Source organism: Vibrio ponticus, assembly GCF_009938225.1.
GTDB classification, from domain to species: Bacteria; Pseudomonadota; Gammaproteobacteria; order Enterobacterales; family Vibrionaceae; genus Vibrio; species Vibrio ponticus.
On sequence record NZ_AP019657.1, the window covers coordinates 2474768 to 2494018 of the forward strand.

General features: G+C 45.6%; 23 protein-coding genes. 9 read left to right on the forward strand and 14 right to left on the reverse strand.

Annotated features, from left to right (window positions below; genetic code table 11):
- The first annotated feature begins 94 nt into the window (after positions 1–94).
- The 7 genes from GZN30_RS21450 to yacG are packed head-to-tail and all read left to right on the forward strand — an operon-like array spanning position 95 to position 6002.
- Positions 95–511, forward strand: coding sequence for a pilin (locus GZN30_RS21450; protein WP_075649784.1), 417 nt, complete (start codon positions 95–97; stop codon positions 509–511).
- A 29-nt stretch (positions 512–540) separates the two neighbouring features.
- Positions 541–2226 (forward strand): type IV-A pilus assembly ATPase PilB, encoded by a 1686-nt coding sequence (gene pilB / locus GZN30_RS11000; protein WP_075649783.1) that lies wholly within the window; start codon positions 541–543, stop codon positions 2224–2226.
- 1 nt (position 2227) lies between these two features.
- The gene (locus tag GZN30_RS11005; RefSeq protein WP_232060476.1) at positions 2228–3451 is read left to right on the forward strand and encodes a type II secretion system F family protein; all 1224 of its coding nucleotides are present in this window, start codon (positions 2228–2230) and stop codon (positions 3449–3451) included.
- A gap of 48 nt (positions 3452–3499) precedes the next feature.
- Positions 3500–4369 (forward strand): prepilin peptidase, encoded by an 870-nt coding sequence (locus GZN30_RS11010; protein WP_075649782.1) that lies wholly within the window; start codon positions 3500–3502, stop codon positions 4367–4369.
- Position 4370: 1 nt separating this feature from the next.
- Positions 4371–4979 (forward strand): dephospho-CoA kinase, encoded by a 609-nt coding sequence (gene coaE / locus GZN30_RS11015; RefSeq protein WP_075649781.1) that lies wholly within the window; start codon positions 4371–4373, stop codon positions 4977–4979.
- A 33-nt stretch (positions 4980–5012) separates the two neighbouring features.
- The gene (gene zapD / locus GZN30_RS11020; protein WP_075649780.1) at positions 5013–5753 is read left to right on the forward strand and encodes a cell division protein ZapD; all 741 of its coding nucleotides are present in this window, start codon (positions 5013–5015) and stop codon (positions 5751–5753) included.
- 54 nt (positions 5754–5807) lie between these two features.
- Positions 5808–6002, forward strand: coding sequence for a DNA gyrase inhibitor YacG (gene yacG / locus GZN30_RS11025; RefSeq protein WP_075649779.1), 195 nt, complete (start codon positions 5808–5810; stop codon positions 6000–6002).
- A 370-nt stretch (positions 6003–6372) separates the two neighbouring features.
- On the opposite strand, the gene rplS is transcribed toward yacG, so the two are convergent.
- The 5 genes from rplS to ffh all read right to left on the reverse strand — a co-directional run bounded on the left by rplS (position 6373) and on the right by ffh (position 9957).
- Entirely contained in the window at positions 6373–6726 is a 354-nt protein-coding gene (gene rplS, locus GZN30_RS11030) for a 50S ribosomal protein L19 (RefSeq protein WP_038173824.1), read from the reverse strand.
- A 45-nt stretch (positions 6727–6771) separates the two neighbouring features.
- The gene (trmD, locus tag GZN30_RS11035; protein ID WP_075649778.1) at positions 6772–7512 is read right to left on the reverse strand and encodes a tRNA (guanosine(37)-N1)-methyltransferase TrmD; all 741 of its coding nucleotides are present in this window, start codon (positions 7510–7512) and stop codon (positions 6772–6774) included.
- Between the two features lie 27 nt (positions 7513–7539).
- Positions 7540–8088, reverse strand: coding sequence for a ribosome maturation factor RimM (rimM, locus tag GZN30_RS11040; protein ID WP_075649777.1), 549 nt, complete (start codon positions 8086–8088; stop codon positions 7540–7542).
- A gap of 26 nt (positions 8089–8114) precedes the next feature.
- Positions 8115–8363 (reverse strand): 30S ribosomal protein S16, encoded by a 249-nt coding sequence (gene rpsP / locus GZN30_RS11045; RefSeq protein WP_005593968.1) that lies wholly within the window; start codon positions 8361–8363, stop codon positions 8115–8117.
- A gap of 211 nt (positions 8364–8574) precedes the next feature.
- Positions 8575–9957: a signal recognition particle protein gene (gene ffh, locus GZN30_RS11050; protein ID WP_075649776.1), complete on the reverse strand. Its 1383-nt coding sequence runs from the start codon at positions 9955–9957 to the stop codon at positions 8575–8577.
- Positions 9958–10139: 182 nt separating this feature from the next.
- Between ffh and GZN30_RS11055 the strand changes: the two genes are divergently transcribed.
- Both GZN30_RS11055 and GZN30_RS11060 read left to right on the forward strand, forming a co-directional pair.
- Complete coding sequence (locus GZN30_RS11055; protein ID WP_075649775.1) at positions 10140–10934, forward strand: cytochrome C assembly family protein; 795 nt, start codon at positions 10140–10142, stop codon at positions 10932–10934.
- A 115-nt stretch (positions 10935–11049) separates the two neighbouring features.
- Positions 11050–12324 (forward strand): HlyC/CorC family transporter, encoded by a 1275-nt coding sequence (locus tag GZN30_RS11060; RefSeq protein ID WP_075649774.1) that lies wholly within the window; start codon positions 11050–11052, stop codon positions 12322–12324.
- 71 nt (positions 12325–12395) lie between these two features.
- Here GZN30_RS11060 and rpoS read toward each other — a convergent pair whose 3' ends face one another.
- The 9 genes from rpoS to GZN30_RS11105 all read right to left on the reverse strand — a co-directional run bounded on the left by rpoS (position 12396) and on the right by GZN30_RS11105 (position 19236).
- Complete coding sequence (rpoS, locus tag GZN30_RS11065) at positions 12396–13379, reverse strand: RNA polymerase sigma factor RpoS (RefSeq protein ID WP_075649773.1); 984 nt, start codon at positions 13377–13379, stop codon at positions 12396–12398.
- Between the two features lie 74 nt (positions 13380–13453).
- Complete coding sequence (nlpD, locus tag GZN30_RS11070; protein ID WP_075649772.1) at positions 13454–14374, reverse strand: murein hydrolase activator NlpD; 921 nt, start codon at positions 14372–14374, stop codon at positions 13454–13456.
- 2 nt (positions 14375–14376) lie between these two features.
- Entirely contained in the window at positions 14377–15003 is a 627-nt protein-coding gene (locus GZN30_RS11075; RefSeq protein WP_075649771.1) for a protein-L-isoaspartate(D-aspartate) O-methyltransferase, read from the reverse strand.
- A 2-nt stretch (positions 15004–15005) separates the two neighbouring features.
- The gene (gene surE / locus GZN30_RS11080; RefSeq protein WP_075649770.1) at positions 15006–15764 is read right to left on the reverse strand and encodes a 5'/3'-nucleotidase SurE; all 759 of its coding nucleotides are present in this window, start codon (positions 15762–15764) and stop codon (positions 15006–15008) included.
- Positions 15761–16807, reverse strand: a complete 1047-nt coding sequence (gene truD, locus GZN30_RS11085; RefSeq protein ID WP_075649769.1) for a tRNA pseudouridine(13) synthase TruD — start codon at positions 16805–16807, stop codon at positions 15761–15763. Before truD ends, surE begins: the two co-directional genes overlap by 4 nt.
- Positions 16808–16851: 44 nt before the next feature.
- Positions 16852–17331, reverse strand: a complete 480-nt coding sequence (gene ispF, locus GZN30_RS11090; protein ID WP_075649768.1) for a 2-C-methyl-D-erythritol 2,4-cyclodiphosphate synthase — start codon at positions 17329–17331, stop codon at positions 16852–16854.
- A gap of 3 nt (positions 17332–17334) precedes the next feature.
- Positions 17335–18042, reverse strand: a complete 708-nt coding sequence (gene ispD / locus GZN30_RS11095; protein WP_075649767.1) for a 2-C-methyl-D-erythritol 4-phosphate cytidylyltransferase — start codon at positions 18040–18042, stop codon at positions 17335–17337.
- Positions 18042–18323, reverse strand: a complete 282-nt coding sequence (ftsB, locus tag GZN30_RS11100; protein WP_075649766.1) for a cell division protein FtsB — start codon at positions 18321–18323, stop codon at positions 18042–18044. The genes ispD and ftsB overlap by 1 nt, the downstream gene beginning before the upstream one ends.
- A 109-nt stretch (positions 18324–18432) precedes the next feature.
- Positions 18433–19236 carry an undecaprenyl-diphosphate phosphatase gene (locus GZN30_RS11105; RefSeq protein WP_075649765.1) on the reverse strand — a complete coding sequence of 268 codons (804 nt, stop codon included), beginning with the start codon at positions 19234–19236 and terminating at the stop codon, positions 18433–18435.
- Positions 19237–19251 lie beyond the last annotated feature (15 nt).

Consider the following 19251-nt stretch of genomic DNA (forward strand, 5'->3'; position numbering starts at 1 on the left):
CGCGCCAATCAGAACTCTGCCAAGTCAGCCTACTCTCGCGCGTAATCCAAGCCTAAGCTAATCAGCCTCATACTATAAAGAGAAGGAAATCGTTATGACTCGCTCCGCTAACAAATTCACTCGCGGTTTTACCTTAATAGAATTGATGGTAGTGGTCGCCATCATCGCTGTACTGGCAACCATTGGTATCCCAATTTACAAAGACTACACCGTGAAATCCAATGTGGTCGCCACACTGGCAGAAGCCGGTTCATATAAAACTGCGGTTGGCGTCTGTTTTGCAGAGAACGGTGCACTCGACAATTGTGACGCTGGCACATCCCCAGTACCGAGTGCCGCATCTCGAGTCACTGGGGTGACGGACGGCAAGATTGCGCTCAATCCCGACATTGATTGTGATAATAACTCGGCGACCACCAACACCTTTGCTTATCAGCCCAATGTGGTCAGTGGCGGCGTCATGACCTGGGATATCGTCGACGATGCCAGTAACTGTGCCCAATATCAGTAATCAATAACATCGTTGTGAATAGCGCCGTTGTGAAAGCTCCCCTACTCGAACTGTTGCTTAGAGAAGGTTATCTCTCCTCTAAGCAACTGACCGCTTTTACACAAAGCGCCAGTAAATCACCGTGCGAATGGTTAATTGAAAATCGCATTTTCGATAGTCAGCCACTGACTCTGCTGCTATCTCGTCTATTTCAACTTGAAATGGCTCCACTCGACAACGATAACTATATTGCGTTGTCTCGTAAGCTCAATTTACGAACGCTGATCCTGCTCTATCAAGCGCTACCGATTAAATTAGAAAGCAGCACACTCACCATTGCGGTCTATGACCCCAGCAGCGAAACCATCGAGACTGATTTTCGCTTTGCCACGGGGCTGCAAACCAAGCTAGTACTGAGTGATATTGAGGCAATAAAAACCGCTATTCACTCCCTCTATGGGCGCAGGCAAGCACAGAGTGTTTCTGCTTATAAAGAGATTGAGGGTTTTGAACTCGAGACGCTGGTCGAACTTGCACAAGAGGAAATGAATGATGCAGAACAAGTCAGTGGTGATGATGCCCCTGTCAGTCGCTATATCCATCAAGTATTGTTGGACGCGATTAATCGAGGCGCATCGGACATTCACTTCGAGCCTTATGAGGAGTCCTTTCGCATTCGAATTCGCTGCGATGGCATATTGTTAGAAACCCACAGCCCGCCAGTGCGATTGGGACGCCGCTTAGCCGCTCGCGTTAAGATCCTCGCGCAGCTCGATATCGCCGAAAGACGGCTACCACAAGATGGGCGCACAAAACTGACATTGAGCAACCAACAACAGATCAATATCCGTATCTCAACCCTACCAACGTTATGGGGTGAAAAGATCGTCCTGCGCTTATTAGGTACGAGTTCTGTGCAATTGGATCTCGACCAACTTGGTTTCGATCCCGTTCAGTTGCAGCACTACAACGATGCGCTCAACCAACCACAAGGATTAGTCGTGATCACCGGTCCAACCGGCAGTGGTAAAACACTATCTCTCTACGCTGGGCTGAAAAAGATCAACACGCCACATATCAATATTGCCACTGCGGAGGATCCGGTCGAGATCAACTTACCCGGAATCAATCAAGTACAGATCCAACCACAAATTGGCTTTGATTTTGCCTGTGCTTTAAGGAGCTTCTTACGCCAAGATCCTGATGTGATCATGGTTGGCGAGATTCGTGATTTTGAAACCGCTGACATCGCGGTAAAAGCCGCTCAAACTGGGCATCTGGTCTTATCTACCTTGCATACCAATTCTGCTGCAGAGACTTTAACCCGGCTGCAAAACATGGGCGTTAAGGCGTATAACCTCGCCTCCTCTCTGTCTCTAGTTATCGCTCAGAGGTTAGTGCGCCGACTCTGTCCAATGTGCAAACAAAGCTATTCCCCAACGGACGCAGAGCGCCAACAACATCAACTGACAGACAATATTGTGCTGTACCAAGCCGCGCCGACAGGCTGCCAACACTGCAATCTCGGTTACAACGGGCGGATTGCTTTATTTGAAGTCCTGCCACTTAGCGCCAATCTTAAAGCGCTAATATTGGCTCAAACCTCTACCCACGCAATACAACAATCTGCCATCGAGAACGGCATGGTGACACTCAAACAGTCGGCAGTAAATCGACTCATTGCAGGTGATACCTCGATATCTGAGATCGACAGGCAACTCGGTTGGAGGGAATAAAGTGGCAAAAGCACTAACCACGCAGATGAATTATTTTTATTGGCAAGGTATCGATCATCAGGGCAAGCGATGCTCCGGCATGATCATGGCGCTCACGGAAACGGAAGCACGTACCCAGCTCAAACAAGGCAATATTCGTCTGACCCACTTATCAAGAAAAAAACTCTCATGGTGGCACCAGATACGCCACCGAATCAAAGCTCAGGATATCACCCTACTCACACGCCAATTAGCCACCATGCTCACCACCGGTGTTCCGCTGATTCAAGCACTGAGTTTAGTCAGCGACAATCCGCGCTCCGCAGCGATGAAAGCGCTGATACTGCAACTCAAGCAAAGAATTGAGTCAGGTACGCCACTACCACTGGCTTTCCAAATTCATCATCACTTTGATGAGTTATACATCGAGCTGTTACGCGCGGCTGAACTAAGCGGAAACTTAGCGCAAATATTCCAACGCTTAGCTGAACACCGTGAGAAATCACATCAGTTAAAAAGTAAGATGCGCAAAGCCTCAATCTACCCAAGCATAGTTTTAGTCGTCTCTGGGTTGGTCACATACTTAATGCTCGCTTTGGTGATCCCTGAATTTGAAATCTTGTTCAACAGTTTCGGCGCGGATTTACCTTGGTTCACTCAGCAAGTTCTTTACCTGTCGCACGTGGTGCAGCAATCCGCACTGACAGTTTGTCTGTTACTCGTCACTCTGGTGATGGCAACAAGATGGCTGAGCAAACGTAATGCAAGTGTAAGCCTGACGCTGAGCCGTTTCTCACAACATATGCCCATACTGGCGAAGATGAAAAACAAAGCCTTTGTGGCGCGGTATTGTCGCACCTTAGCCACCAGTATTATCGCCGGTATTCCTCTGCTCAGCTGTTTACATTCTGCATCGAATAGCCAGCATAATCCTATCTATCGACAAGCATTACGTCATATTCATCAAGAAACGAGTGCCGGAATGCCACTTTACTTAGCGATGCGCCACTGCCAACTCTTTCCCGAACTCACCCTACAAATGGTAATGATTGGCGAAGAATCAGGACGATTAGATGACATGCTTTGTCGCCTTGCCACACTCTATGAGAACGAGCTTGATGAGGATATAGAAAACCTCACTAAGTTACTGGAACCGATAATCATTGTGGTATTAAGTGTGATAGTCGCCAGCTTAGTTCTAGCAATCTATTTACCCATCTTTAACTTAATGAATGTTATAGGCTAAGATAGCGGTTCAACCTCTGTTCCATTTCTTGCATATACTGAGTAATCTATGGCTGTATTTATTCACTACCCTTGGCTATTTCCTCTGCTAGCCACTGTTTTTGGTTTAATTGTTGGTAGCTTTCTTAATGTAGTCATACACCGCTTACCGATCATGATGGAACGAGAGTGGCGCCAAGAGTGTAATGACACTTTTCCGCAATGTAATCTTGAGGTCGATACATCAACATACAATCTCAGCGTGCCACGTTCGACTTGTCCAAATTGCCACACACCGATCCGAGCCATCGATAATATCCCTGTCGTGAGTTGGTTACTGTTAGGTGGTAAATGCCGTCAGTGCCAGACAAAAATCAGTGCTCGTTACCCGTTAATTGAGATGCTTACCGCTGGCATGTGCTTGCTGGTCGCATTGCAGTTTGGCTTTAGCTACTTTGCTGTTGCGTTGCTGTTTTTTACTTTTGTTCTCATCGCGGCAACCTTCATCGACCTTGATACCATGCTACTGCCCGATCAATTGACCTTACCTCTGATGTGGGCGGGGATCAGTTTATCGCTGTTAGGCATCAGCCCTGTGAGTCTGCAAGATGCCGTAATCGGTGCTATCGCTGGCTACCTCTGCCTATGGACAGTCTATTGGGCTTTTAAGCTGCTCACAGGCAAAGAAGGCATGGGTTATGGTGATTTCAAATTATTAGCCGCCCTTGGTGCTTGGCTCGGCTGGCAATATTTACCGATGATCATCTTACTCTCCTCTGTGGTGGGCTTAGTGTTTGGCATCATTCAATTAAGAATGCAGAAAAAAGGCATTGATATGGCATTTCCATTTGGACCTTACCTCGCTATCGCGGGTTGGGTTGCAATGCTTTGGGGTTCTGAGATTCTTAACCATTACTACCGTTTTCTATTAGGAGCGTAATATGGCACTTGTGATAGGTTTGACAGGCGGCATTGCCAGTGGCAAAACCACCGTTGCAAATATTTTCCGCGATCAGTTTGCTATCGAGATCGTCGATGCCGATGTGGTAGCACGTGAAGTGGTCGAGCCGAAAAGTGAAGGGCTTAATGCAATTGTTGCCCGTTACGGCGAAACCATCTTATTAGAGGATGGTAGCCTCAACCGCTCTGCACTACGTGAAATCATTTTTGCCGACCGAAATGAAAAGCAATGGTTAGATAATCTGTTGCATCCGATGATCCGTCGCAATATGCAGCAACAGCTAGAGCATGTTAGCTCTGAATATGCTCTACTGGTGATTCCATTGATGGTTGAGAACAACTTACAAGAGTTAGCCGACCGCGTTTTGGTGGTCGATGTGGATGAAAATATCCAGATAGAACGTACGATGAATCGTGATGGCGTTTCTCGTCAACAGGCTGAATCAATACTGCGATCTCAAGCCAGTCGTGAGCAACGTTTAGCAATTGCTAACGATGTGATTAAAAACCATTCACAAAACCAACAACTTTTGCCCCAAATCACAGAATTACATAAAAAGTACCTAGAAATGTGCAGGGCAAATCTGTGAGAATAAAGCTACAAAATTTCAGGGCGCCGCTTAATGACCACGCAATATTTCGAACATCCACTGAATGAGAAAACCAGAATCTATCTTCGTGTAGAGGCTTTGCTACATCAGTTGGATGTGTCTTCGAGATTTAGTGACGAACTTCAGCACTTGAACTTCTTCCGTGGTCTATTTGATTTACTCGAAATCTTTGAACAAATTCAGCTCAAAAGTGAACTGGCAAAGGATATTGAGAAGCAACGCTTGACCTATCGTACCTGGCTTAACGTTGAGGGTGTCGATCAGGAAATGTTGCAATCTATCCTGCTGGAAATCGATCAAGCGCACAGTGAATTGATGAGCGCGGAAAGATTTGGTCAAAGCCTAAAAGAAGATCGCTTTTTAAGCGCGATTCGCCAGCGCTTTAACCTGCCTGGTGGCTCATGCTGTTTCGACCTGCCGGCTCTGCACCATTGGCTGCATTTACCATGCGAAAACAAACAGCAGGATGCACGCAACTGGTTGGAGTCGTTAAGTTCACTCTCTAATGCGCTGAAGCTTTGGTTGCGCTTAACTCGCGCCACAGGGCATTTCCAACCTCGAGTTGCCCAGAGCGCCTTTTTCCAAAGTGATGCTGAAGAGGCTAATATTCTGCGCCTTAACATTCCGATGCATTACAGCGTCTATCCGATGATCTCTGGTCATAAAAACCGTTTTGCTATCAAGTTTATTGAGTTCAAAACCGGTCAAGCCTATGCGGATGACGTTGAATTCCAATTGGCGGTTTGCTGCTAAGTTATCAACTAGCCGCTATACTGCGTTTAACTTTTCCAACCGATTACAATTGTTATGAGCAAAATTACTAAAGTTGCCTGCCCACAATGTGGCACCGAAGTTATTTGGGGCGAAGAGAGCCCTTTCCGTCCTTTCTGCAGCAAGAAATGCCAAATGATTGATTTTGGTGAATGGGCTGACGAAGAGAATACTATTCCAGGCGCGCCAGATATGTCGGATAGCGATGGCTGGTCGGAAGATCAGTACTGATAGAAGCGGGAACATGAAGCTCAATAGCTTCACTACGGATGCGAGAACGCAAAGCTAGCAAGCTTTGCTGCGGATGCGAGAACGTAAACTACGGAACGCTTCGATTACATTACGGATTACGGATTACGGATTATTTTATTGAAAGCTGATGTGAGTACATCGGCTTTTTTTATGGCTGAGAAATGAGAATTCAGAGATAAGATTTGAGAATTTAGAAGCGAGATTTTAGAGGTACTCCTCCCGCAGCGAGGCTTTAGCCGAGCGTTCCCGATTCCCGAAGCGAAGCGTTCTCTCTTTTTATTTGCAGAAAAGCAAATAAAAAAACGGAGCCACTGGGGCTCCGTTTAATATGAGAACGCTAGTTATAGCATTACTTCTTAGCAAGTTTCTCTTTGATACGAGCTGACTTACCAGAACGCTCACGTAGGTAGTACAGTTTGGCACGACGTACTGCACCGCGGCGTTTAACTTCAATGCTATCAACGATAGGAGAGTGTGTTTGGAACGTACGCTCAACACCTTCACCGTTAGAGATCTTACGTACAGTGAATGCTGAGTGTAGACCACGGTTACGGATTGCGATTACAACGCCTTCGAAAGCCTGTAGACGCTCACGTTCACCTTCTTTTACCTTAACTTGAACTACAACAGTGTCACCTGGTGCAAATTTAGGTAGGCCTGATTTCATTTGCTCTTCTTCAAGAGCCTTGATGATGTTACTCATTTTAATAAATTCCTAGAATAAACTGATACTAAATAAATTAGGTTACTAAGCTTGATGTTCTTTAATGAACTCAGCCAGTAATTGTTCCTGTTCGTCAGTCAGAGCTAGGTTTTCCAGGAGCTCTGGTCTTCTTAGCCAAGTACGGCCTAGCGATTGTTGTAATCGCCAGCGACGAATGTCCTTATGGTTGCCTGACATCAGTACCGCAGGTACTTCTTTGCCATCCAACACTTCAGGGCGCGTATAGTGAGGGCAATCTAACAAGCCATTCGCAAAAGAATCTTCTTCTGCCGACGCAAAGTCTCCAAGTACTCCAGGGATAAACCTTGAGACTGAGTCAATTAACGTCATGGCTGGGATTTCTCCCCCGGTCATCACAAAGTCACCAATTGACCATTCTTCGTCAACTTCGGATTGGATGATGCGCTCATCTACCCCTTCGTAGCGACCACAAATAAGAAGCAAGTTCTCGTTTGTTGCCAGCTCTTCAACCCCTTTTTGGTCGAGTTTTCGACCTTGAGGTGATAGGTAAATCACTTTCGTTTTACCCGGTGAGGCCTGTTTCGCTGTATGAATGGCATCGCGCAAAGGCTGCACCATCATTAACATGCCTGGACCACCACCGTAAGGTCTATCATCAACAGTGCGATGTTTGTCATGAGTGAAATCACGAGGATTCCAAGTCTCAATCGACAAAAGACCTTTTTTAACCGCTTGACCTGTTACCCCAAAATCAGTAACAGAACGGAACATTTCAGGAAAAAGGCTAATAACGCCAACCCACATGTTTATCTCGCTCTGTAATTGGGGTGATTAGAATCCAGGATCCCAGTCAACTTCGATCCGTTGAGCTTCGCGATCAACTTTGATGATCACTTGCTCTGTAAGGAACGGAATTAATCGTTCCTTTTGCCCGAAAGCATCTTTTAGATTTGCTTTAACTACGAGAACATCGTTTGAGCCAGTTTCTAGGATGTCAGAAACAACACCTAGATCGTAACCTTTAGTGGTCACAACTTGCATACCAAACAATTCACGCCAATAGAATTCATCTGATGACAATTCTGGTAGTACCGCAGGGTCAATAGCAATTTCAAAGTTAGTCAGAAGTTGCGCTTCTTCGCGCACATCCAGACCTGCTAGTTTACATACATAACCTTGGCCATGACGTTTCCAGCTTTCAACTTTGTACTCAACCCACACGCCTTTTTGGTTTAAAAACCAAGGGCTGTAATCAAAGATGTTTTCAGCATTGTCTGTGTAGGAAAAAACCTTAAGCCAACCACGAATGCCGTAAGTAGCACCAAACTTGCCTACAACAATCTTGTCATTGCTCACTGTTTCTTTACCTTTCATCGACATAAGCTAATTTCTTCTTCTGGTAAGAATTAAGCCGCTTTTTGAGCGTCTTTAACTAGCTTAGCAACGCGGTCAGATAGAGACGCGCCTTGACCAACCCAGTGGTTAACGCGGTCTAGGTCTAGACGTAGACCTTCTTCTTGACCTTGAGCAGTTGGGTTAAAGAAACCAACTTTCTCGATGAAACGGCCAGTTGATGCGTTACGGCTGTCCGCAACTACGATTTGATAAAATGGACGCTTCTTAGCGCCGTGACGTGCCAAACGAATGGTTACCATGTCGTCCTCTTTGCTTTCTCAAAAATAAAATTAACCCCAATAACCGTTCAAATCAGTAAACAGTTTGGGGTCTCGTGCCAAAATAAAGCTCCGGAATTTTACTCTTATTCCGGAGCAATGCAAGGTCTTTAGCTATTTTTTCGCCACCACAAATTGGCTAATAAGTATGTGAGCTAGCTAACACCTTGAAACTTATATTGGGGATGGGTAATTAACGACCAAATGGGTTGAAGCCACCGCCACCACCCATGCCGCCCATCATGCCTTGCATGTTGCGCATCATGCCTTTCATGCCACCCTTTTGCATCTTCTTCATCATCTTCTGCATTTGGGTGAACTGTTTAAGCAGGCGGTTAACGTCTTGTACCTGCACACCAGAACCGGCTGCGATACGTTTCTTACGTGAACCTTTGATAATTTCAGGACGTTGACGCTCTTTCATTGTCATTGAGCTGATGATAGCTTCCATCTGCTTAAACATCTTGTCATCAACTTTATCTTTCACATCTGCTGGCAACTGAGACATACCTGGCAGTTTGTCTAGCATACCCATCATGCCGCCCATGTTTTGCATTTGGCCAAGCTGTTCACGGAAGTCTTCTAAATCGAAGCCTTTCTTCTCTTTGAACTTCTTCGCCAGTTTTTCTGCTTTTTCATGGTCAACATTACGTTGTAGATCTTCGATAAGCGACAGTACGTCACCCATACCAAGAATACGTGAAGCCACGCGATCTGGATGGAATGGTTCTAGTGCATCGGTCTTCTCACCAACACCCAAGAACTTGATTGGCTTACCTGTGATATGGCGAACTGAAAGCGCCGCACCACCACGAGCATCACCGTCGACTTTAGTTAGAATCACACCGGTTAGCGGCAGTGCATCACCAAAGGCTTTAGCGGTATTCGCCGCGTCTTGACCTGTCATTGCATCAACAACAAACAGCGTCTCAACAGGATTGATTGCCGAGTGCAGATCTTGGATCTCTGCCATCATCTGCTCATCAACCGCTAAACGACCTGCGGTATCGACAACCAAGACGTCGTAGAATTTCTTCTTCGCATGGTCAATCGCTGCGTTAGCAATATCAATCGGCTTTTGATCCGCTGACGATGGGAAGAAATCAACACCAATATCGGTCGCTAAAGTTTCTAGCTGTTTGATCGCCGCAGGACGGTAAACGTCGGCAGACACAACCAGCACTTTCTTCTTATCGCGCTCTTTTAATAGCTTAGATAGTTTACCTACCGAGGTGGTTTTACCCGCACCTTGTAGACCCGCCATCAAAATAACCGCGGGTGGCTGAGCCGCTAGATTAAGCGCTTCGTTCGATTCACCCATAACCGCTTCAAGCTCAGCTTGAACGATTTTAATGAACTCTTGACCAGGCGTGAGAGATTTTGATACCTCTACACCGACCGCGCTCTCTTTTACACGGTTGATAAATTCACGTACAACAGGCAGTGCTACGTCTGCCTCAAGTAACGCCATACGTACTTCACGTAGGGTTTCTTTAATATTGTCTTCGGTAAGACGCCCTTTACCACTGATGTTTTTCAGGGTACGGGATAGGCGATCCGTTAAATTCTCAAACATCTTGTTCTCTTCGCTAAATTCGGCGATAAATTACTATGAGTATACCTTAGCCAACCCTAGCTTGGCACTAGTCGATTGGAATTTGATATCTCATCTCTCGCAATTCCTACTTGTTCCCCCATAGCCCAAAAGCTTGATGCAGGGTATAATTTGTTAAAAATCCACCAGCTTAGTCGAGAGTAATGGACAACTTAATCGCTGTAAGCGCAGCAATTCTCTATATCTTGGCAATTGCCACGATCATTCCTGGATTAGTTCATCAAACAGGTATACGCGCTAAAACTGTTTTGGTTAGTGCAATCCTCGCTCTAGTGTTTCATGCGTGGTCTTTGGCTGATCTGATTCTGTCAGGCTCTGGGCAAAACCTCAGCATTCTTAATGTTGCGTCTTTAATTAGCTTTATCATCTCTGTTGTGATGAGCGGCGCGATGCTGAAAACCCGTTTGTGGTTTATCTTACCTGTGGTTTACAGTTTCTCAGCACTTAACTTGCTCGCGGCAACCTTGCTGCCAAGTAGCTATATTACTCACTTCGAAAACGACCCTAAGCTACTTATCCATATTTCATTAGCGTTATTCTCATATTCAACCTTAACGATTGGTGCACTGTACGCACTGCAACTGGCTTGGTTAGATAATCGTTTGAAAGCGAAAAAAGCACTGGCAATCAACCCCAATGTGCCACCGCTGATGTTGATTGAGCGTCAACTGTTTAAGATCATCTTAATCGGTAACTTGCTGCTCACTGCAACGCTTCTAACTGGCTTTACCTTTGTTCATGACATGTTTGCCCAAGGTAAAGCACACAAAGCAATCCTCTCGTTTATTGCCTGGATTATTTACTCAGTGCTCATTTGGGGTCACTACCAAAAAGGCTGGCGCGGTAAGAAAGTGACCTGGTTTGCCATCGCCGGCGCCACGTTACTGACCATTGCCTACTTTGGCAGTCGCTTTGTACGTGAGATCATTCTCAATTAATCAAAGGTGCAGAAGTGCACCTTTTTTCATATCTGAGTTTTCACTATATCATCATTGACTTACGCAAACAGTTAGGTCATAAATTAATCTAAACACATCAAGGAACAGGTAAGTTTTGGACGACATATCAACGGGTATCTTATTTGCGCTACTCGCGTGTCTCATTGTAATTTCAGGTTATTTTTCAGGTTCAGAAACCGGCATGATGGCTCTGAATCGCTATCGATTAAAACACTTATCCAACAGTGGTCATAAAGGTGCCAGACGAGTAGAAAAGCTACTTGACCGACCCGATCGCTTAATTGGTCTTATTCTAATCGGCAACAACCTCGTCAATATTCTCGCTTCTGCTATCGCTACCATTCTCGGTATGCGCCTTTATGGTGACATTGGTGTCGCCATCGCCACAGGTGCCCTCACCCTCGTCATCTTAGTCTTTGCGGAAGTCACCCCAAAAACGCTTGCTGCGCTCTATCCTGAACGCGTCTCCTACGCCAGTAGCGTTCTGCTCTCACTGTTAATGAAGGTGCTTTCTCCTTTGGTGATCTTGGTAAACTTCATTACTAATGGTTTTATCCGCCTACTCGGGGTGAAAGCAAGCCATGGTGATGACGACCACTTAAGTTCAGAGGAGCTACGTACTGTGGTCAATGAGGCGGGGAGCCTTATTCCTCGTCGCCACCAAGACATGTTGGTCTCGATTCTTGACCTCGAAAATGTCACCGTCAATGACATTATGGTGCCACGCAACGAGATCACGGGTATCGACATCAATGATGATTGGAAGTCGATTGTGCGCCAGCTCACTCACTCCCCGCACGGTCGAGTGGTGTTGTATCGCGATCAGATTGATGAAGCGGTAGGTATGCTACGTCTGCGAGAAGCGTATCGCTTAATGCTGGAAAAAAATGAATTCACTAAAGAGCGGCTGCTGCGCGCGGCTGATGAAGTCTACTTTATCCCGGAAGGGACGCCGCTTAATGTTCAGCTACTTAAGTTTCAGCGTAAGAAACAGCGCATCGGTCTGATTGTGGATGAATATGGTGACATTATTGGCTTAGTCACCCTCGAGGATATCCTAGAAGAGATTGTCGGCGAATTTACCACTTCTATTGCGCCAAGTTTGTCGGAAGAGATCATTCCACAAGGTGATGGTAGCTTTTTAATCGAAGGCAGCGCCAATATTCGTGATATCAACAAAGGGCTCAAATGGAAACTGCCAACCGATGGTCCTCGTACCTTAAATGGTCTTATCTTAGAGCACTTAGAAGATATTCCAGAAAGCCACCTCAGCGTACAAGTCTCTGGGCATCCGATGGAGATTGTTGAGTTAGAAGAAAACCGCATCAAACTGGTTAAGGTCTTTCCCAAGCTGAAACAAGCAAGTTAAAGCCTTAGCTCATATTGAAGAAACAAAAACGCCTTGGCTAGCCAAGGCGTTTTGCTTTCAAACTACAATGATTAGTCGTCTTCGACGTTAAACAGGTTTTCCATGCTTAAGCCTTGTTTTACTAGGATCTCACGCAGACGACGCAGACCTTCTACTTGAATTTGACGCACTCGCTCACGAGTTAAGTTAATTTCACGTCCTACTTCTTCAAGCGTTGATGGCTCATAACCTAGCAAACCAAAACGGCGAGCTAAAACTTCTTTTTGCTTAGGGTTAAGTTCATCAAGCCAATTAATCAGCGAGCTCTTAATATCATCATCTTGTGTAGACACTTCCGGATCCGAATGTTTTACATCGGGAATGATATCCAACAGTGCTTTTTCCCCGTCCCCACCGATTGGCGTATCTACAGAACTAATACGCTCATTAAGACGCAGCATTTTACTTACGTCATCGACTGGCTTATCCAGTTGCGTAGCAATCTCTTCTGCGGTCGGTTCATGGTCAAGTTTTTGCGATAGCTCTCGTGCGGTACGCAAATAAATATTAAGCTCTTTTACGACATGAATAGGTAAGCGAATCGTACGCGTCTGATTCATCAATGCACGCTCGATGGTTTGACGAATCCACCATGTTGCGTAGGTTGAAAAGCGGAAGCCTCGCTCTGGATCAAACTTCTCTACCGCACGAATTAGCCCGAGGTTACCCTCTTCAATTAAGTCGAGTAGTGCTAAGCCACGATTACTGTAACGACGAGAAATTTTCACAACCAAACGTAAGTTACTCTCAATCATACGTTTACGTGCTGCTTCATCGCCACGTAGTGCTCGTCGTGCGTAAAGCACTTCTTCTTCTGCAGTTAGCAGTGGTGAGAAACCGATTTCCCCGAGATAAAGTTGTGTCGCATCAAGGTTTTTATTCGATACTTCAAACTCTTCTTTTTCAGTTTCATTGGATGTGGTGTTCTTTTTATCGAGTTGTGATTCGGACTCAAAGCTTTCCGTGCTTTCGATATCAAACTCTTCTACTTTTGCTGCTGCGTTGCTGATACTCATAGCGCCTCCCCCTGGCGAGTTAGCAAGACATTTCAAAACATCTAATGTCCTTGATAGATCTCTGTTAGCAAATTTTATGGTAGGTAACGTTTCGGATTGACCGATTTACCTTGGTAGCGAATTTCAAAGTGCAAGCGAACACTGTTGGTTCCTGAACTGCCCATTGTTGCAATTTTTTGGCCTGATTTAACACTCTGACCTTCTTTTACTAGCAACTGGTCGTTGTGCGCATACGCGCTTAAAAATTTATCGTTATGTTTTATAATTACGAGGTTTCCGTAACCTCTTAAAGCATTACCTGAATATACGACTGTTCCGGCTGCGGTAGACAAGATTGGTTGACCTCGCTGTCCTGCAATATCAATCCCTTTGTTACCTTGATCGCCTGCCGAAAAGTTCTTGATTACTCTCCCTTTCGTTGGCCATAACCACTTGGTCACGTTAGCGTTAACTGGTGTCGTTGTATTGACATTTTTGTTAACATTTTGTTTACCCTTAGCCTCAACATACTCCTTTGGTTTAGATTGTTCAACCCCTTTCGTCGCAGTTTTTTGTGCCACTGGTTTAGTATTCGTAGTGGTTTGTTTTGCAACTTGTTGATTCGAGTTTTTACTCGAAACCGAAGGTTTAGCCGCTGCCGTTGTGGAGGCGACGGCGACAGTTTTCGTTGCTGATGCGCCGGAACCCGAACCAGCATAGGCTGGTGGACGATAAGCAGGTTGCCAAAGTTTTAGTCGTTGCCCTGGATAAATCGTGTAGGGAGCCGACAAATGATTGTAACGAACAATGTCATTTACATCCCTATCTGTGACATAAGCAATAAAATAGAGGGTGTCTCCCTTTTTAACTTCATAGTAACTGCCTCGATAGCTCCCTCGGGAGATCGAGTCATAATCTTTATTCAAACTTGATACTGGTGCGGGGGAATGAGCAGCACATCCTGCAAGAATGCTACTCAAAGCAAATATCATTAATGAATTAGACTTATTACGCATGATTAAGCGAGTTCACCTGCAATCAAAGGTACAAAGCGCACCATTTCTATTACTTCTGTTAGATAGTTTTGCCCTTGACGGGTAATCTTTAACAACTGTTGGTCATCAACACCGACAGGGATAACTAATATGCCACCATCATTGAGTTGCTCCAGCAGACCATTAGGAACGCTTTCCGCAGCTGCTGTAACGATGATCGCATCAAACGGCGCTTTGGCTGCCCAACCTTGCCAACCATCACCATGTTTCGTCGATACATTATAGATATCAAGCTGTTTCAAACGGCGTTTTGCATCCCACTGCAGCGCTTTGATACGCTCGACGGAATACACATGGTTAACCAGTTGCGCGAGCACTGCGGTTTGATAACCGGAACCCGTTCCCACCTCTAGGACTCTGCTTTCACGTTTAAGTTCAAGCATTTCCGTCATCTTAGCCACAATGTAAGGCTGAGAAATCGTCTGTCCATGACCAATCGGTAGTGCGTTATTATCATAAGCTTGATGCATCATTGCTTGTGATACAAAGCTTTCACGAGGAAGTTGATAAATAGCGTCAAGTACCGCTTGGTTTTGAATGCCACTCGCGACAAGAAACTGCATCAATTTGTCGGCATGTGGATTTGCCATTGTTAATTACCCTTTAACCAGTGAGACATTGCTCCGATTGACTCATGAGCTGTTAAATCGACTTGCAACGGTGTGATAGAGACAAAGCCATGTTCGATCGCAAAAAAGTCAGTACCTTCACCTGCATCCTGCTCTTTCCCCGGAGGACCAAGCCAATAGATATCATGACCTCGCGGATCGTTTTGTTTAATCATATCTTCAGCATGATGGCGAGCGCCCAATCGCGTCACCACCGTACCCGATAAATCCGTATAAGGCAGATCGGGAATATTCACATTTAACAGACGATTGGTCGGAATAGGCTGTTTAAGATGTTGCTCAACCAATTCCACGGCGACTTGTGCCGCTGTGGCAAAGTTCACTTTACCCGCCAAAGAGAGCGCAATAGCCTGAACGCCTAAAAAATGCCCTTCCATCGCTGCCGCTACCGTGCCTGAATACAGCACATCGTCACCCAAATTAGCGCCATGGTTAATACCGGATAACACCAAGTCTGGTAGGTCATCTTTCATTAGCTCATTCAATGCAAAGTGGACACAATCCGTCGGTGTGCCTTGCACGGAATAGATGCTAGGGGCGATTTCGGTGACACGCAATGGCTGCTCTAACGTTAAAGAGTTAGATGCGCCAGATCGGTTACGATCTGGCGCAACGATAGTAATATCAGCAAACGATGCCAAAGCTTTTGCTAAAGTATGAATACCTTCTGCATGCACTCCATCGTCATTGCTAAGCAAAATTTTTAGGCGTGACTCACTCATGAGTAACTGCGCTCCACTTCAATTTCTTCGATCAACTCTCGAACAATAGCAGTAGCAAAACAACCAGAGTCTAATGCAAAGCGTAATGTGATCTCATCAGCTTCAACTTGCCAGGTTAGGTTCTGCGCTTTAAGTGCAATTTCACGACGGTCATGGCGCATACGATTACCACGGATCAATGCCATTAAATCAGGCTCGGCATCCAATTGTGGCTGTTCAAGCTCTAGCGCTTTGGCTTGAGTTGGTAGCGCATTATCACCCGCCATCGCTGCTGTAATAAGGTATTCACCTGCGGTGATCTTTTCGCTCATTTCGGCGATATTGCTTGAATCAACGAGAAGTTGCTCACGACCAGCTTGCACAACATCACCTTCTAATGGCAGTTCAAATGCACCTTGCTCGATACGTGCCGAAACAATGCCATTAAAAATCCAAGAGCGTGCCGCTGATAGATATAGACTGCGTTTATTCTGGTTACGTGTACGAACATTGTCACGTCCCCAACGACGCGCTTCTGTTACGTTATTGCCATCATGACCAAAACGCTGGCTACCAAAATAATTGGGTACACCGGTTTGAGCGATTTTTTCCAAACGCGCAATCACGTCATCAACATCACTCACTTCTGCCAGTGTTACGACAAACTCGTTGCCAACCAGATCACCAGGACGCAATTTTTTGTTGTGACGATCGGTTGCAACAATCTCAATCGATGGGTACTGCGCAAGAAAATCACTAAAGTCTGGCATCTCACCTTTTGGTAAGTGCACGCTTAACCATTGCTCGGTCACTGCATGACGGTCTTTCAGACCAGCCCAGCTTACATCTTTTGATTTTACACCACAGGCTTTCGCTAGCTCATTCGCCACGAAGCTAGTGTTTTCACCCGTCTTACGAATACGCACCATCAGGTGCTCGCCTTCACCAGTAAAATCAAAACCGAGGTTTTCGTAAACTTGGAAGTGCTCAGGTTTCAGTTTTAGTTTGCCTTGAGCGGTTGGTTTGCCATTTAAGTAGGCTAGCGAAGATAAAATATCTGACATGATTGATTCCATCACCCATCACTTGATGCGATGGGCGATTTTAATTAGTTTTGTTTGATCAGTAATACCACCGCTTCACAAGCGATGCCTTCTTTACGACCAGTAAAGCCAAGACGCTCCGTTGTCGTCGCTTTGACGTTGACGTTGCCAATCTCGGTTTCTAAATCTTGTGCGATTGCTGCGCACATACTTTCAATATGTGGCGCCATCTTTGGTGCTTGCGCCATAATAGTAACGTCTGCATTACCTATGACGTAACCTTGCTCCTTCACTCGGCGATAGACGTCACGTAGCAGCATACGGCTGTCTGCCCCTTTCCATTTATCGTCGGTATCAGGGAAATGGCGACCAATATCACCCGCCGCAATCGCGCCTAAAAGCGCGTCACTCAGGGCATGCAGAGCGACGTCACCATCAGAATGAGCTATCAATCCTTGCTCATACGGAATAGCAACACCACCAATAATTACAGGGCCTTCACCACCAAATTTATGTACATCAAAGCCGTGACCAATTCGCATCATGGGTTATCCTTTATTTCGCTCAAGATAGAACTCGGCTAACGCTAAATCTTCTGGTTGAGTGATCTTAATATTATCTGCTGAACCTTGCACTAATGCAGGCTGTAATCCCGCCCACTCGAGTGCCGATGCTTCATCAGTAATGATAGCACCCGCCGCCAGAGCAGCAGATAAACTGTGCGTAAGCTGAGTTGTTCTAAACATTTGTGGGGTTAACGCATGCCACAGCGCTTCACGCTCAACAGTATGGTCAATGTTTTGCCCACCGTTGGCACGTTTCATCGTATCTCGCACAGGGGAAGCTAAAATACCGCCCACCGCATGCGCTTGCGATACTTCTATCAGTGTATTCAAGTCTTCTTCACGCACGCATGGTCGTGCCGCATCATGCACCATTACCCATTCACTGAGTTGCTGCTGCTCAACATATTGCAATCCAGATAACACCGAGTCAGCCCGTTCTTTACCACCATCGACACGCACGACATCAGGATGCTGGGCGATTGATAGCTCTGGAAAATAGGGATCACCTTGAGTAATGGCTACCACCACTTTACTCACTTGCGGGTGAGCAAGCAGTTTCAGTACGGTATGCTCAAGGACAGTCTGTTGGCCAATGGTCAGATATTGTTTGGGCTTGTTGGCTTTCATACGACTGCCAACACCTGCAGCCGGGACAATCGCGACTATCGATGGAGAGATCGTGGTTGTCATTATTCGTGTTCCTCTCCGATCATGCGGTAAAAAGTCTCTCCCTCTTTCACCATGCCAAGTTCATGCCTTGCGCGTTCTTCAATGGCATCAAGCCCTTGGCGCAAGTCATCAATTTCAGCAAACATCTCGTTATTGCGTACTGCTAAGTTAGAATTAACCTGATTCTGCACCTCGATCTCAGCGCTGACGGTTTGATAGTCAGTCATACCATTTTTGCCAAGCCACCATGTGTATTGTAGCCAGCCTAAAAGTAATAATAAGAACAGGGCAAAAACTCGCATAAAATTTTGTTAGGGAAGAGAAAAAGAAAGACCACATATATACCACAATGTCGCATGAGGCGCGAGATTGGGTTATGTGGTCTCAGAGAAAGAGCTTAATTGTTTAGGCTTAGTTCAATGCGAGCAAGGCAAATAAACCAATACCTAGCAGTAAACGGTAAATCACAAACGGGGTCATACCCATGCGCGAAATCAGCTTCAAGAAGAAGTGAATACAAATATACGCACTAATAAATGAGGTTACGATGCCCGTTGCTAGCACAGTAAAATCAACCGGATCACCGCTCACTACAAGCTGGAGAGTTAAGTAGCCACCAGCCAGCAAAATGATTGGAATCGACATTAAGAACGAGAAGCGAGCTGCCGCCTCACGGGTAAAGCCTAAGTAAAGCGCCGCAGTGATAGTCGCACCAGAACGAGATGTACCAGGGATCATTGCTAAAGCTTGAGCAATACCAATAAACAAGGCTTTTTTACCTGTGGTTTGGTATTCGTCATCAGCCAGAGCCGAATTCTTGTCCACGTACCACAATAGCAAACCAAAAATAATCGTCGTCGTTGCAATGATCCAAGCACTGCGTAAATAGATCTCAATAATATCTTTCATCAATAGACCAAAGATACATGCCGGGATCGTTGCGATTAGGATCATCCATGCCAGTTTGGCTTCTTTGCTGCGATCACCTTTGAAGATGGAAGCAAAAAATGCACTCAACAAACTCACCACTTCACTACGGAAGTAGATCATTACCGCCGCTAGTGTGCCAACATGGACCGCAACATCAAATGCCAATCCTTGGTCTGCCCAGCCAAATACTGCCGATGGCAGAATTAAGTGCGCAGAGCTCGATATAGGCAAAAATTCGGTCAATCCCTGAATTAATGCCAATACAAACGCTTCAAAATTACTCATGTAAAACTCATTAAT